This window comes from Novosphingobium album (ex Hu et al. 2023) (assembly GCF_022832385.1).
GTDB classification, from domain to species: Bacteria; Pseudomonadota; Alphaproteobacteria; order Sphingomonadales; family Sphingomonadaceae; genus Novosphingobium; species Novosphingobium album.
The window spans coordinates 12,963-26,978 of record NZ_JALHLE010000031.1 but is presented as its reverse complement, the minus strand read 5'-3'; the positions used below and the strand labels follow the sequence as shown (position 1 = coordinate 26,978).

Genomic DNA, 14,016 nt, shown 5'->3' with positions numbered 1-14,016 from the left:
AGGCCAGTGCCAATTAATGGCACTTGCCCGGGTGATCGATCGAGCAGTCCACGGCGTGTAAGCGATCGAGTGACAATGACTGCAAAGCGCAGCTGGCCGTTTGCCGCCTGACCCTAGGGTCAGGCGCGCCCTGCCTTGGCGCACCGGCAACGCAGTTACCCGCCGGTCATCCTGAGGCCTGCATCGGCAATCAGCGTCTCCCCCGTTACCCGGCAGGACGCCTCGCTGCCCAGGAACAGCGCGGTGCCCGCGATGTCCTCCGCCGTGGAGGCGACCTTGAGCGGGGTGCGTTCGATCACGGATTCGCGGATCTTGTCACGGTGGGGGCCGATCTTGTCGAACCAGACCGTGTCCATGAACCCCGGTGCCACCGAATTGATCCGGATCTTCGGCGCCAGCCCGCGCGCGAGCGTGAGCACCATCGTGTTGAGCGCTGCCTTCGAGGCCGAATAGGCGATCGACGAGCCATTGCCGGTCACGCCCGCGACCGAGGAGGTGACTACCACCGCCGCCCGGTCCGACTGCTCGAGCAGCGCGCGGCAGGCGCGCACGGTCTGGAACGTGCCGACCACGTTGACACGATAGACATCGAGGAAGTCCTCACCCGAAAGCTTGTCCAACTGGTGCGCGTAGGCAGGGACCCGCGTGGTCTTTCCGGCATTGCAGAACAGCGTGTCGATGCGGCCGTAGGGCGCGGCGGCCCCGGCGATGGCGATGCAATCCGCGTCCTCGCCAACGTCGCCCTGCACCACGACCGCCTCCGCGCCCAGTTCGCGCACCTGCCGCGCGGTTTCTTGCGCGTCCCCTTCGCTGCTGGCGTAGTTGACGATCACGGCCCGCGCACCCTGATCAGCGACCGCCACGGCAATGGCCCGGCCAAGCCCGGTCGAAGCCCCCGTCACGACGACGACGGCGTTTTCATAGGGTGGTTTCATGTCCTCTCCATGCTGCGCAGCCTTGCCGCAGCATCACTCGGGTGGTGATGTCATGACTTCGCCGTGATCCAGAAAGTAGAGGAGGCTGCGCGCCAGTTGCTCGATCGCGACCTTGACGCTCGGCCCCGGCCCGCCTTCGAGGATCTGCACCGTCGTGCCCTCGATCATGAACAGCATCATGTGACACTTGGTCCGCTGCAGTTCGCGCTGGTCGCGCGGCAGGGCATCGAGATCGAAGCCGGCAAAGCGCCGCCCGAGCGTGGCTATGATGTTGTCGTGATGCTGGAACACCGGATCGCGGATGTCGGTCTGCAGGTTCGCACCCGCCCAGAACAGGTTGAGCGAATTGCGGCGCTCCTCCTGCTCGCCGCGCAGCCGGAGGAGCCACTTGCGCACGGCAGCCAGACTGATCCGCTTCACTGTCACCAGTTCTGCGTAAATCTCCAGCTGGTATTCGAGGTCCTGCCGCATCAGGTCCAGCAGCATTTCGTCCTTGCTGCGGTAATAGAGGTAGACTGTCGCGCGGCTGACACCTGCCTTTTCCGCAATTTCCTCGACCGACGCCGGGAAAAACCCCTTGGCGTAGAATACTTTGCGGGCAGCAGCGCGGATACGCGCAATCGTCGGCTTCACTTTGGGGCGTGATGCCTTGCGTGACGTGGTTGTAGTCTCTGTCATAGACAAGTGTGTAGCGGCATCCTCTCGGCTTGAGCAAGCGCCGAACACGGACGCCCCCCGTGACCAATCGTTCCGGACACTGTAGAGGGACCCTCCCCCCGACGAGAAAACAGAGAGGTTGCCCGCAATGATCACTGCCGTGATCGACGAAACCCATGCTCCTGACCGCACATCCTGGGTTCCCGGTGCCGACGGACATGCCGATTTCCCGATCCAGAACCTGCCTCTCGGCGTGTTTTCCCGAGAGGGGGAAAGCCCGCGCGGCGGGATCGCGATCGGAAACAGCATTGTCGACCTTGCCGCCCTGACCCGCTCCGGCCTGCTCGAAGGCGAGGCCATGGCGGCCGCCAGTGCGGCATCGGCGCCCGCACTCAACGCCATGCTGGCCCTCGGCGCCGGTCCACGCCGGGCGCTGCGGCGGCGCGTTTCGGCCCTGCTCTCCGCAGGTGCTCACGAGCGCGAGAGCATCGCGCCGATGCTCGTGCCGGCGTCCGAAGCGGCGATGCACTTGCCCGCGCATGTCGGCGACTACACCGACTTCTATGTGGGCATTCACCACGCCACCAACATCGGCAGCATCTTCCGCCCCGACAACCCGCTGCTGCCCAACTACAAGCACGTGCCGATCGGTTATCACGGCCGCGCCTCGACAATACGGCCCAGCGGCGCCCCGCTGATCCGCCCGCAGGGCCAGACCAGGGCACCCGATGCCGCGGCGCCCTCGTTCGGCCCCGTCCGGCGGCTCGACTACGAGCTGGAACTGGGTGTGTGGCTTGCACGGGGCAACGATCTGGGCGCGCCGATCCCGATTGCAGAAGCAAGCGATCACGTCGCGGGACTCACCCTGCTCAACGACTGGTCCGCGCGCGACGTGCAGGCGTGGGAATACCAGCCGCTCGGCCCGTTCCTCGCCAAGAACTTCCTCACCACGGTCTCGCCGTGGATCGTGACGATGGAAGCCCTCGCCCCGTTCCGCCGTGCCCAGCCGCCGCGCCCGGAAGGCGATCCGCAGCCGCTTCCCTATCTGTGGGACGAGGCCGACCAGCGCGAAGGCGCGCTCTCTCTCGAACTGGAAGTGTTCCTGAGCAGCGCCGCCATGCGCGAGAAGCACATCGCGCCGCTGCGGCTAAGCCGGGGCCCGGCCAGCAACATGTACTGGACCGTGGCCCAGATGGTGGCGCACCATGCCTCCAACGGCTGCCAGATGCAGACGGGAGACCTGCTCGGCAGCGGTACCATTTCCGGCCCGCAGGACGGTTCGCAAGGCTCGCTCATGGAAATCACCCGCAGCGGCAAACAGCCGGTCACACTGCCGACGGGCGAGACCCGCACCTTTCTGGAAGATGGCGACGAACTCATGCTGGCAGGGCATTTCCGCACCGAAGGCGCGGTCTCGATCGGCTTTGGCGAATGCCGGGGGGTGGTCATGCCGGCCCGGATCTGACCAGCGAGCACCTGAAAGACAGAAGAACGGCGGGCCCCGGCATTCCGGAGCCCGCCGCTTCTGTTTCGGCCGGGGTGGCTGTTACTGGCCGAAACGATACTTCAGGCGAACGCCCCACATGCGCGGTTCGCCGATCAGGCCGGAAACGAAACCACGGGACGTATTCTCGTTGATGTTGAGAATGACCAGTTCCTTGGTGACGTTGGTCACGAACAGCGTCGCGTCGACCGGCATGCCACCGACATTGTTCCAGTTGAGGTTGAGATTGAGCACGTTGCTGCTCGGCACGATGCCCGCGCCGGCGGAGGAGTAGATCGTACCGTTCAGCGCGCGGCCGTCGGTGCCATCCGCCACCGAACGGAACTTGCCGGTGTAGAGCCAGGTTCCGCCGATGGTCACCTGTCCGACCGATTCCGGCAGCGGCAGCGTGTAATTGGCCGAGACCGTCAGCTTGTGCGGCTGCGCGTTCGGGATCGGATCGCCGACGTTCGGCAAGGTCACCGTGTCATACGGCGAGCCCGGCGCGAATGTCGGTGCCACCAGCTCCTTGATCTTGGTCTTCAGGTAGCCATAGGCGACGCCGATGCGCATGCCCTCGAAAGGCCGTACATTGAGTTCGGCTTCGAAACCCTGGAGCGTTGAAGAACCCGAGTTCACGATCGAGGCGCTCGGCGGCGCGGTCGGCGTGCCGTCGGTGTTGGCGATCAGATCCTGCACGCCCAGCAGCAGCTGCTGGTTGGTGAAGTCGTTGTAGAAGGCCGAGATGTTGAAGCTGCCGGGGATGACACCGCGCCAGCTGGACTTGAGGCCCAGTTCGTAGGTGTTGACCTTTTCCTGATCATAGGGCTGCGTCGTATCCGGGCTGAAGATCGACAGACCGCCCTGACGGTAACCGCGCGTCCACTTGGCATAGAGCAGCACGTCGTCGACCGGCTTGTAGTCCAGACCGATCAGCCAGGTCGGGGCCTTGGACGACTTGCTCTGGATGTCATGGCAGCCATCATAGATTCCGCTGATCGGGAACGGCGTGGTTGCCGTAATTGTGGTCCCGGATGTTCTGGAAACGCCAACCGGCGATCCGCAGAAGTAGATGCCCTGCGCCAGACGCGGACGCAGCTGCTGCACGTCCGTGCTCTGCTTGTCCCAGGTGTAGCGGATACCGGCAGTGAACTTCAGCTTGTCGGTGATGTCGTAGCTGGCCTGCCCGTACGTAGCATAGTCCTCGAACTTGGTGCTCGAGAGCTGGCCGTTGATCGAGCCGAACGAGAAGAAGCCATTCACGCCCGGGGCGATGTAGTTGGGCAGGACCGTCAGCGGGCAATCGAACGTAGTGATGTCGCCGCAAGCCGAGAAGGTGGCGGTCAGCACGCCCGACTTGCCGAGCGGATCGCTGATTTCGGAGTAGGCGCCGATCTGCCAGTTGAGGCGGCCATCGTCCGAGACGCCCTGCACCTGCAGTTCGCCCACGAAGGTCGACTGAGCGTTGGTGAGGCCGGTCCACGGGTTGATGTGGGTGAACGCAAAACCGCCCACCTGGCTGCCGGATGTTTCGGTTCCCGGCGTGACGTTCGGATTGATGAAGTAGGTGCCGAACAGATCGAGGTTCGTCTTGCCGCGGAATTCACCGTAGGACAGGATGTTCTTGACCGTGATGTTGTCGCTGGCATGCCAGGTCAGCTTATTGATGATCTGCCACTGTTCGATGGTCGATTGCGAATCCGGCAGACGGTTCGAGACGGTCCACGGATCGTAAGCCGCTTCACGCTGGTACTGGGCATAGGCCATGTCGCCGAAGGGAATGCCCGAGGCCAGAACGCCGGGATAGGCGTCGAGGATCTTCGGGATCGTGCCGTTGCTCTTCGACTTGGTGTAAGTCGCGATCGTGTAGTTTTCGAGGTCCGGCGTCAGATCGGCCACCACGCTGGCGCGGAACGTCCAGTAGTCGAGATTGCCCATACCCTTGCTGCCGTACTTGCCGTCGCCAAGGTTGCCGATGTTGCGCAGGTAGCCGTCACGCTGCTTGTGTTCGCCGCCGAGGCGGACCTTGAAAGTGTCGGCCAGCGGAATGTTGAGGACGGCCTGGACCCCGAACAGGTCGTAGTCGCCTGCGGTACCCTCGACATAGCCTTCCAGCACGTCGGTCGGCTTCTTGGGGACGAGCAGCACCGCGCCGCCGGTCGAGTTGCGGCCGAACAGGGTGCCCTGCGGGCCTTTCAGGACCTGCACGTTCTGGAGGTCGAACAGGGCGCCGGGACCGGCACCGTCACCGCCGAACGATGCGCCCGAACCGCGCGGCGCGACCACCTCCGCGAAGTAGACGCCCACCGTCGCGGTGGTGCGCTGTTCCTGCGTGAAGCCGCGGATCGAGAAATTGGTGCTGTCCGCGCCGTAGCGGTTGTTGACCTGCAGGCCCGGCGTGTACTGGGCAAGGTCCTTGATGTTGCTGACCGCGTTGTTGTCGATCGTCTCCTGATTGAAAACGGTGACAGAGACCGGCACGTCCTGCAGGCGCTGTTCGATGCGCTGTGCGGTCACGATGATGTCGTTGGCACTGCCCTGATCCGCCGATTGCGCCATGACCGGCGTGGCCACGGCCCCGCCCAGCGCGGTCGCTGCAAGCAGAATCGTCCTGTGGTGTAGTTTCATGCATTCCCTCCCTGTTACTTCCCAACCGGATTGTCGCCTGTGACGATCTGCCGATTCAAATTGTTCGAAATGAAGATGAACAATTCTCAGTTTCGAACTAGTGCCCCGAAGACAGATTCGTCAACGCGAATTCGTCATTCGCCTGTACACAACTAGACACTTGTCAAATAGCCGTGTCGTTCCGGCCACAGGTGCGCAAAAGAGCGATTTCCGTCGCAGTCAATTTGCATGGGTCGAGGTGCTTTTTACGACACAGCAGCGATCATATGCTGCAATTGCGGCATCGGCCGCCGTCCGATGTGCGCCGAAGCGAACCCGAATCATTGTTGGCAAAGAGGCATGGCCCGGCGCCTGAAAGATGCCAAGACTGCCAGTTAGTATACAATGCCTCTCAATCCGCCCCGTCCGCGTATCGTCATGGCGGTAACAGGCCAACGCCATTCAAGGCATGGGCTTCTTTTTCTGCTGCAGCCGCTGGGGTCTATTCGCCACGCTTCCCTGACTTGGGGTGATCTGCCAAGCTGGCCGGAAAAATGATCCGGATTTGCGCGGGAGAGGACCGGCACTTGGCCTATTTGTCAGAAATCGCCACGGCATGGCGGCCGATCCTGGCGGCAACGCTGGGCATGGGCACGGGCATGTCGATTGCCGGCACCGTCACGAGCGCGATCGCGCCGACGCTGGTCGCCGATACCGGCTGGGACAAGGCGCAGTTCGCGCTGATCGGCAGCCTGGGCGTGCTCACTGCCATTGCCATGCCCTTTATCGGCCGGCTGGCGGACGTGATCGGCGTGCGCGCGACTGCGGCCATCGGCCTGGTTCTGATGCCCCTGACTTTCCTGGGCTTCAGCCTGTGCGGCGGCTCGTTCGCACTGTTCGCGGTCTTCTACGTGATTCAGACGTTCTTTTGCGTGACGACGACCGCAACCGTCTATTCGCGGCTTGCCGTCCAGCACGTGGTAAAGGCGCGCGGGCTTGCGCTCGCGATCATCGCCTGCGGCCCGGCGGTATTCAGTGCTGCAGGCGGCCCCCTGCTCAACGACTATGTGGAAGTCCATGGCTGGGCCGCTGCCTATCGCGCGATGGCCCTGTTCGTGACGGTCACCGGCATCGTCACCTTCCTGCTGTTTCCGCGCGACGCCCCGGACACCGGCGATGCTGCATCCGGCGCCGCGCCCAAGGCGCGGACGCAAGCCGCACGCAGTGCCCGATCGGACTACCCGCTGATCCTGCGCTCGCCGCCGTTCTGGATCCTGCTGGGCGCCATGCTCCTGTGCAACCTGCCGCTCACGCTCGTGCTCGTGCAACTCAAGATGCTGGTGCTCGACAACGGCGTGACCGGGACCGGCGCGTCGGTGATGTTCACGACGCTCGCCGCCGGTATGCTGCTCGGACGCTTCCTGACCGGCGTTGCCCTCGACCGTTTGCCGCCACATCTCGTGTCCTTCGTGACGATGGTACTCCCGGCCATGGGTCTGTTCGCGCTCGCATCGCCGCAGGATACGATGACTATCGTGACGTTGTCGGTTTTCTGCCTGGGCTTCGCGGTCGGCGCGGAAGGCGACGTGCTGGCCTTCCTTGTTGCCCGCTATTTCCGCACCGCGATCTATTCGAGCGTTCTGGGCCTGCTGACCGCGGCCGCGGCGCTTTCCAACGGCGGGGGAGCGCTTCTGCTCAGCTGGTCGCTGGCGCGCACGGGGCACTTCAACCAGTTCCTGCTGATTGCCGGAACCGGGGTGCTTCTGGGGTCGTCGCTGCTCCTGCTGCTGGGCCGGGGGGAACGCCAGACACGCACTCTCGCGCCAGCCTGAGCACCCGTCAGCTACAGCGCACGTGGACCTTGGTCTCGTTGTTCGGGCCGCGCAGGGTTTCGAACATCGCGGGCAGGTCCTTCAGGCCGATATTGCCGCTGACGATCGCCTTGGGGTCGGGCGTACCGGCGCCGCGGATGCGATCCCGGTCGAGCTGTTCGGCGATGTAGATGAACTCCTTCATCGAATAGCCCACCGCGAACTGCATCGAGACGCACTTGTAGCTCGCCATGCCGGGGATCACCGGATCGGGCGCGGTGCAGAAGCCCAGCGAGATGATGCGGCCGAACTGCGCGGCGTGCATGACCGCTTTCATCAGCATCCCTTCGGCGCCCACGCATTCGAGCACGACCTGCGGCGCCCCGCCGAGCACTTCCTGCACCTCGCCGATCTCGTTGTCGCCAAAGGCCACGAAGGCATCGGCGCCCATCTCGAGGCACAGGTCCTTGCGGCGCGAGGAGCGCGACATGGCGACGATCCGCCCTGCCCCCAGCCGCCGCGCCCAGTAGATCGCATAGAGCGCCACCGTGCCGCCGCCGAGCACCACCACGCTGTCGCCCGGCTGGATATGCGCCATCCTGGTGCCGTAGAGGCTGATCGCCATCGGCTCGATCAGCGCGCCGTCCGCCATCGAGAGCGTCTGCGGCAGCCGCGTCGCTACGCTGGCGGGAACCTTGGCCAGTTCGGCAAAGCCGACCATGGCCGAGGCCGGGCTGGCACTGCACAGCACGTTGTTGCCGTGCGCCGTGCACGACGGGCAGGTTCCGCAGGCGACCGAGGGCAGCACCGCGATCCGCTCGCCCACTTTCCAACCCGAGATGTCCTTGCCGACTTCGATGATCTCGCCGGCGTACTCGTGGCCGAACTGGACGCCCTTTCCGTAGTCCCATTGGCCGCCCTTGGTCATCGACAGGTCGGTGCCGCAGATGCCGCAGCGGTCGACGCGGATCAGCAGGTCGCCGGGGCCGGGAACGGGATCGGCAATGTCCTCGATGACGATGGGCTTGCCTTCGCCCGGATAGATCGCGGCTTTCATCGCTTTGTCTCCACCAGATCGTAGCGTTCGACATAGTCCCCGAACGGCTCCCGCGCCTCTTCCTCGGTCATGCCGAAATCCGCGATGGAATAGCGATGCACGCCGTGCTGCAGTTCGGGCTTTTCCTCGATCCGCCGCGCCAACGCGGCGCGGGTGTCCCCGGGGATGTCCATGCCGATGAAGCGGTAGATCGCTTCGACTGTCTCCATCGGGCGCGCGTGGAAGTCGGCATGAACCACGTCGAGCACCTGTCCGGGATGCTTCTCGCGCACCTTGTCCGCCTTGCGCACCGCATTGGCCCACTTGGCCACCTCGCGCTGGAGCAGGTTCTCCGCGCGCTGCTGCGGCCGGTCGCCCTCCATTACGTTGTTGAGGTTCATCAGCAGCGAGACGAGGCTCGGCACCGCCTTGGCGGGATCGCGGTGGGTCTGGATCACGCGGGCATCGGGGAACACCGCGAAGAGCAGGTCGAGGTACTCGATATGCCCCGGATTCTTGAGCAGCCAGCGCTTCTCCGGCTCGTTCATGCCGATGAGCTGCACGCACTTGTGGAAGTGGCTGTAGGCCGCCGCCTCGCTCTGGCACTGCCACCAGGCGTCATAGGTCGCTGCCGACCAGCCGCAGGACCACAGGTTAGAGACGAACGACTGGCGCAGCACCATGCAGCATTCATGCACTTCCTCGGCGGCGCGGTAATGCGCGGCCTTGGCATCGGGCGCGGCGGCATATTGCGCCTCGAGCTGCGCAACGGTTTTCTGGAATTCCGGATAGTCGCTCCAGGTCTCGATCGGCGGGCGCGGCATGGGGCTGTCGAGCAGCCATGTCTGCAACCCCTGAAAACGCCTGTCGACCGCCAGCAGCCGGTGCAGCGCCGTGGTGCCGGTGCGCGGCACCCCGGTGATGACCACCGGTGCAAGGATGGGGCGGGCATCGAAGCCGGGATTGGCCTTCATCGCGGCATAGGCCTGCGCCCTGCCCCGCAGCACACCCACCACCATGCCCCAGGCAACGCGGCGCCCGGTCTCGGAGAAGTGCGGATCGTAGTCCATCGATTGCAGCAGGACCTTGAGCCCCGGCAGATAGTCCTCGGGGCCGAAATCGGTCAGGCCGGTCTCGGCAATAACCACCTCGTGTAGCTGGCCCAGCGCGTGGCGGAACGCTTCGGGCGGATCGTAACTCAGGTCCATGATCAGTTCCTCACCACCGGCGGCGGCGCTGGCAGGCCACCACGCGGCGGCGGATTTCCTCCGCGCGCTGCTCGGGCGTCACTACTAGCGTATCATCGGGCAGATGCTCGCGCAGGTCCGCCAGCTTGACGCGGGTGATCGTGGGCACCGGCTCGCTGTCGCAGTCGTACCAGCGGCCGTAGATGCCGCCTTCCTTGTACCCGGCCGGGTCGAGCCAGTTGGGCACGCCCGGATCGGTCAGCGCGATCACGGCGCGATACATGCCATCGCTCGACAGCGTGGCCAGTGCGCCGTTGGAGCTGCTGAGCCGGTAGACGTATTCCAGCGCGTTGAAGTAGGGATCGTTGAGCTGGATGTTCCAGTAGGGCGCGCGCTGCGGGATCTCGGTCTCGATGATCAGCGCCTCGTCTTCCTCAAGCTGGAACACCGCTGGCCAGTAGGTCTGCTTGACCAGCGCGCCCGGCATCCGCAGCGGTTCGAAGACATTGAAGCCGACGCGGTCCTTCACCCCGTTCTGCATCGCATAGTAGAGCTTCGTCTTCCGCGCGGGAAACTTCGCCATCTCCTGAATGCGATGCAGGATTTCCTCCGGCATCAGGCGCGGCTTGGGGGGGACCGGATCGAGGCATTCGATCGACAGCACCGGGTCCACCTCGTTGTGCCAGTCGTACATGCGGTAGCGGGTGAACATGCCGCGCGCATCGGGATCGATCGGCGCCCAATGGCCTTCATAGCCCTTGGGCCGTTCGGCACTGAACACGATCGAGAAGTCCTCGCCCAGCCCGATGCCGATGTCATTGGTATCGAGTTCGTTGTGGCCGCCCGGACGCGGGAGTTCGTCCACCGTGCCCGAAAGCGCCTTCTGCGAGGTGAACGAGAGGATCTTGCACGTCCCCCGGTTTCCCGAAACGCGGTAGGTCAGGTCACCCCGGATCGGCGACTGCACGTAGATGTCGTCAGGATTGGGCTGAAGCGTGTAGACCGGGTTCCACAGCGGCGCCCAGTCGGGATGTTCGGCATCGGCGTGGAAGTACATGAAATAGGCGTAGGACAGGCTCGTCATCGTCTGGCGGTAGACGTCGGCGCGGTAGGCCGGATCGTCCGGGTGCCAGGTGTCCCTGAGGTTGGCGACCGCGCCTTCGAGATCGGCGAGGTACGACAGGATGGTGGGTTCGATTTCCATCGCCTTACTTGCCTCCGGTCATGAATGAGGGGTCAATGGCGCCGGTATAGACACCGCTGGCAAAGCCCTGATCGGTCAGCAGGAACGCCCCCGTCACGGCGGCATTGAGCGGCGAGTTCAGCAGCACCAGCGGCCAGGCCTGCTCCTCCGCCGTCGCCATGCGGCCGAGCGAAGGATAGGGCCACGCATCGAGGAAGCCCTCTGGCAGGTACTGCCCCTGTTCGTCCATGAACGCGGTCTTCGTCGGGCACGGGCCAATGGCATTGAGTCGGATGCGCCGCTCGTTGCCGAGCTTTACCGCCGCGTTCTGCACCCAGACCACCAGCATCTCCTTCGACGAGGTGTAGCCGTCGCGCACGCGCATTTCCGGATCGGCCTGACACCACGCCAGCGCCTCGTCCGGATCGGAAATCGCCAGCATTTCCAGGCACTGCGCAAGGTTCTTCTGCCAGCCCAGCGCTGCGTCCGACGAGATCAGCGCGATCCCCGCGCCGTCGTTCAGCGAAGGCAGCAGGCATTCGACGAAATGGCGCGTGCCGATGTAGTTCACCTGCATGCAGTACATCGGCCCCTTCACCGTCGGCGGCAGCCCGGCGCAGGGAAACACGAAGTCGATGGGCGCCAGCGCAGCCAGCGCTTCGGCCACCTTCTTCACCGCCGGAAAATCGGCGAGATCGACCTGATGAAAGCTCTCGTGCGCCACCTTGGGCTCACGGATATCGACGATGTGCACTTTCGCGCCGAGTTCGCCGAGAATGCGCGCCACCTGCTCGCCCATGCCGGACGAACCGCCGGTGACCACCACCGTCTTGCCGCCATAGCCCAGCCCATCGAGGTTCAGCATGCCCGTCTCCCCTTCCTCCACTTCCGGCCGCGGTCATCGGTTGCCTCGCCGGAAGAATCACTTTCGATCGTTTAGATAGTATAAGCTATCTAAACAAGCCAGAGGGAGTGCCGAAGCGTCTTGCAGATGGCGGGGAAATGGAAGCGCAGATGCAATAAAGCCTGCCTCCCGTCACCGGAAAGCAGGCTTCGATTGCCAGTGGAGACAACCCGGAGGACGGGATCAGAATTCCGACCAGTCCGCCTCGTCGATCACGTGAGCCGATGCAACGGCAGCCGCAGCGGCAGCCGGTGCAGAGGCAGAACGTGCCGCCGGGGCACGACGCGGCGCTGCCGGGGCCTTGGCCGGGCTGAACGACACCACCTTGTCATTGCCGAGCCTGAAGCCGCCGACGAGCGCGGCAAGGTTGTCGGCCTCGCTGGCAAGGCTGCGCGCCGCGGCGGTCGATTCCTCGACCATGGCAGCGTTCTGCTGCGTCACCACGTCCATCTTGCTGATCGTATCGTTGGTTTCGCGCAGGTTGCCCGCCTGTTCGGACGACGCCGAGCTGATGCGCGTGACGACTTCGGTGGCCAGGTCGATGCGCTCGATGATCGTCTTGAGCGCTTCGCCGGTTTTGCGCACCATGTCGACACCGGACGCCACCTGGCCCGAACTGGTTTCGATCAGCCCACGAATGTCCTTGGCCGCCTCGGCCGAACGCTGGGCAAGACCACGCACTTCGGTGGCAACGACCGCGAAGCCCTTGCCTGCATCACCGGCACGGGCCGCCTCGACGCCCGCGTTGAGCGCCAGAAGGTTGGTCTGGAAAGCGATCGAGTCGATGACGGCGATGATCTGGCCGATCTCGCCGGTCGATTTCTCGATCTGCTCCATCGCCGTGACGGCCTGCCCGACCACTTCGCCGCCACGCCGAGCTTCGCCGACCGCGGCATCGACGCTGCGATGCGCTTCGAGTGCGTTCTGGGCGGTCTCCTGCAGGGCCTGGCTCAGCGTGCTGACCGAGCTCGCGGTATGGCCCAGTTCGCTGGCATGGTGTTCGGTGCGCTGCGCCAGATCGTCCGATGCCTGGCTGATTTCCAGCGAGCCGGTGCGGATCGCGTGCGTGGAGCGCGAGACCGATTCCATGGCCTCGCGCAGGCGCACAGCGGTGGCATTGAAGTCCTGCTCGAGCTGACGGTACGCGTCGCCCAGTCGCGGCAGTTCCACCGTTAGGTCGCCCGCCGCCATGGCCCGCAGGCGGTCGCCAACCAGATCGATCATCTGGCGCGCTTCGGCGTCGCCCTGTTCCTTGCCGCGCAGAGCGTCGCGCAGCCGTGCCGCGGCGCGGGCAAGATCGCCGACCTCGTCGGTCCGGTCCATGTTCTCGATAGGCTCGTCGAAGCGGCCTGCCTCGATGGCACCGATCGCGGAACGCAGCGAATCCAGTTCGTCACCGATGCTGTTGCGGATCGCGCGCGCCAGAAGGTAGGATACTACGCCCGCGAGAACCGCGAACCCGACGCTCAGGATCATGACCCAGGTCGCGACCTGCTGCTGCTGAGCGGCAATCTCGTCGCTGCGGGCGATAACGGGGTCGCGGATCTTCTCGATGTTGTCGTCGACTTCGTTGCCGATCGCGGCGACATGGTCCAGCTCTGCCGTATCGGCATGACCGCTCGCAAAGGCATCGGAAACTGCGCTCACGTATTCCTTCGCCTTGTCGCTGACGATCCCGACCTGCTCAAGTTCGTGGGCATCCACCCGCGCGCGGGTCTCACTGATCGAAGTCCCGAAGTCCTTCGCGTTGCCCTGCCACCCTTCCTGGGTATCTTTCGTGCCATAAACGGCGTTGCGGAACACGTCGCGCTCAAGCGAGGCGAAATCCTTTTCGAGCAGGGCAGCGTAGAGCGCCTGCTGCGAAGTCTGGTCCTTGAGCCCGATCATCCGCAGCGAAAGCATGGACCCGATGGCCGCTGTCGCGACAAGACAGAGCGCCAGCACCACGGCCGCCAGCGACTGCATGCTGAGCCTGCGAGAAATCGACTGACGGCGCAGCCAACCTGTGCCTTGCACGGACCCGTATGACATCGATTTTCATCCTTTTTGGCGCCGCCCTGCACAGTGCAGGCGACCGCTTTTTAGAGGACCTTGCTAGGCCCGATTTCCTGAAATCGGCCTCATCGCGCCTTACGAGAAAGTCCGGATAAAAGCCCCGGATTGCGCGGGATAGCGCGCTCCGCAAGCGCGGTGTCTGTCATTAAAATGACCGA

10 protein-coding genes are annotated in these 14,016 nt (G+C 64.4%); 2 read left to right on the top strand and 8 right to left on the bottom strand.

Annotated features, from left to right (window positions below):
- Positions 1–155: 155 nt before the first annotated feature.
- The gene (locus MTR64_RS17155; protein WP_243995735.1) at positions 156–935 is read right to left on the bottom strand and encodes an SDR family NAD(P)-dependent oxidoreductase; all 780 of its coding nucleotides are present in this window, start codon (positions 933–935) and stop codon (positions 156–158) included.
- Positions 936–968: 33 nt separating this feature from the next.
- Entirely contained in the window at positions 969–1,613 is a 645-nt protein-coding gene (locus MTR64_RS17150) for a TetR/AcrR family transcriptional regulator (RefSeq protein ID WP_243995734.1), read from the bottom strand.
- Between the two features lie 127 nt (positions 1,614–1,740).
- On the opposite strand from MTR64_RS17150, the gene fahA reads away from it, so the two are divergent.
- On the top strand, positions 1,741–3,057 hold the full coding sequence (gene fahA, locus MTR64_RS17145; RefSeq protein WP_243995733.1) for a fumarylacetoacetase: 1,317 nt from the start codon (positions 1,741–1,743) through the stop codon (positions 3,055–3,057).
- 81 nt (positions 3,058–3,138) lie between these two features.
- Here fahA and MTR64_RS17140 read toward each other — a convergent pair whose 3' ends face one another.
- Positions 3,139–5,703 (bottom strand): TonB-dependent receptor, encoded by a 2,565-nt coding sequence (locus MTR64_RS17140; RefSeq protein WP_243995732.1) that lies wholly within the window; start codon positions 5,701–5,703, stop codon positions 3,139–3,141.
- A 566-nt stretch (positions 5,704–6,269) separates the two neighbouring features.
- Between MTR64_RS17140 and MTR64_RS17135 the strand changes: the two genes are divergently transcribed.
- Entirely contained in the window at positions 6,270–7,514 is a 1,245-nt protein-coding gene (locus MTR64_RS17135) for an MFS transporter (protein WP_243995731.1), read from the top strand.
- 7 nt (positions 7,515–7,521) lie between these two features.
- Here the strand turns inward: MTR64_RS17135 and MTR64_RS17130 are convergent, their stop codons facing one another.
- The 5 genes from MTR64_RS17130 to MTR64_RS17110 all read right to left on the bottom strand — a co-directional run bounded on the left by MTR64_RS17130 (position 7,522) and on the right by MTR64_RS17110 (position 13,768).
- Complete coding sequence (locus MTR64_RS17130; protein WP_243995730.1) at positions 7,522–8,550, bottom strand: alcohol dehydrogenase catalytic domain-containing protein; 1,029 nt, start codon at positions 8,548–8,550, stop codon at positions 7,522–7,524.
- On the bottom strand, positions 8,547–9,737 hold the full coding sequence (locus MTR64_RS17125) for a sulfotransferase family protein (RefSeq protein ID WP_243995729.1): 1,191 nt from the start codon (positions 9,735–9,737) through the stop codon (positions 8,547–8,549). Before MTR64_RS17125 ends, MTR64_RS17130 begins: the two co-directional genes overlap by 4 nt.
- Before the next feature lie 10 nt (positions 9,738–9,747).
- A complete protein-coding gene (locus MTR64_RS17120; RefSeq protein ID WP_243995728.1) occupies positions 9,748–10,920 on the bottom strand; it encodes a hypothetical protein in 1,173 nt (390 codons plus the stop codon).
- Between the two features lie 4 nt (positions 10,921–10,924).
- Entirely contained in the window at positions 10,925–11,764 is an 840-nt protein-coding gene (locus MTR64_RS17115; RefSeq protein WP_243995727.1) for an SDR family oxidoreductase, read from the bottom strand.
- Between the two features lie 222 nt (positions 11,765–11,986).
- Positions 11,987–13,768 (bottom strand): methyl-accepting chemotaxis protein, encoded by a 1,782-nt coding sequence (locus tag MTR64_RS17110; RefSeq protein WP_243995726.1) that lies wholly within the window; start codon positions 13,766–13,768, stop codon positions 11,987–11,989.
- Positions 13,769–14,016: the final 248 nt, after the last annotated feature.

What these genes read in the sequence shown, in the direction of transcription:
- MTR64_RS17115 (WP_243995727.1), bottom strand. Translation starts at nt 11,764, where the DNA reads ATGCTGAACCTCGATGGGCTGGGCTATGGCGGCAAGACGGTGGTGGTC.
- MTR64_RS17140 (WP_243995732.1), bottom strand. Translation starts at nt 5,703, where the DNA reads ATGAAACTACACCACAGGACGATTCTGCTTGCAGCGACCGCGCTGGGC.
- MTR64_RS17120 (WP_243995728.1), bottom strand. Translation starts at nt 10,920, where the DNA reads ATGGAAATCGAACCCACCATCCTGTCGTACCTCGCCGATCTCGAAGGC.
- MTR64_RS17110 (WP_243995726.1), bottom strand. Translation starts at nt 13,768, where the DNA reads ATGCAGTCGCTGGCGGCCGTGGTGCTGGCGCTCTGTCTTGTCGCGACA.
- MTR64_RS17155 (WP_243995735.1), bottom strand. Translation starts at nt 935, where the DNA reads ATGAAACCACCCTATGAAAACGCCGTCGTCGTCGTGACGGGGGCTTCG.
- fahA (WP_243995733.1), top strand. Translation starts at nt 1,741, where the DNA reads ATGATCACTGCCGTGATCGACGAAACCCATGCTCCTGACCGCACATCC.
- MTR64_RS17130 (WP_243995730.1), bottom strand. Translation starts at nt 8,550, where the DNA reads ATGAAAGCCGCGATCTATCCGGGCGAAGGCAAGCCCATCGTCATCGAG.
- MTR64_RS17150 (WP_243995734.1), bottom strand. Translation starts at nt 1,613, where the DNA reads ATGACAGAGACTACAACCACGTCACGCAAGGCATCACGCCCCAAAGTG.
- MTR64_RS17125 (WP_243995729.1), bottom strand. Translation starts at nt 9,737, where the DNA reads ATGGACCTGAGTTACGATCCGCCCGAAGCGTTCCGCCACGCGCTGGGC.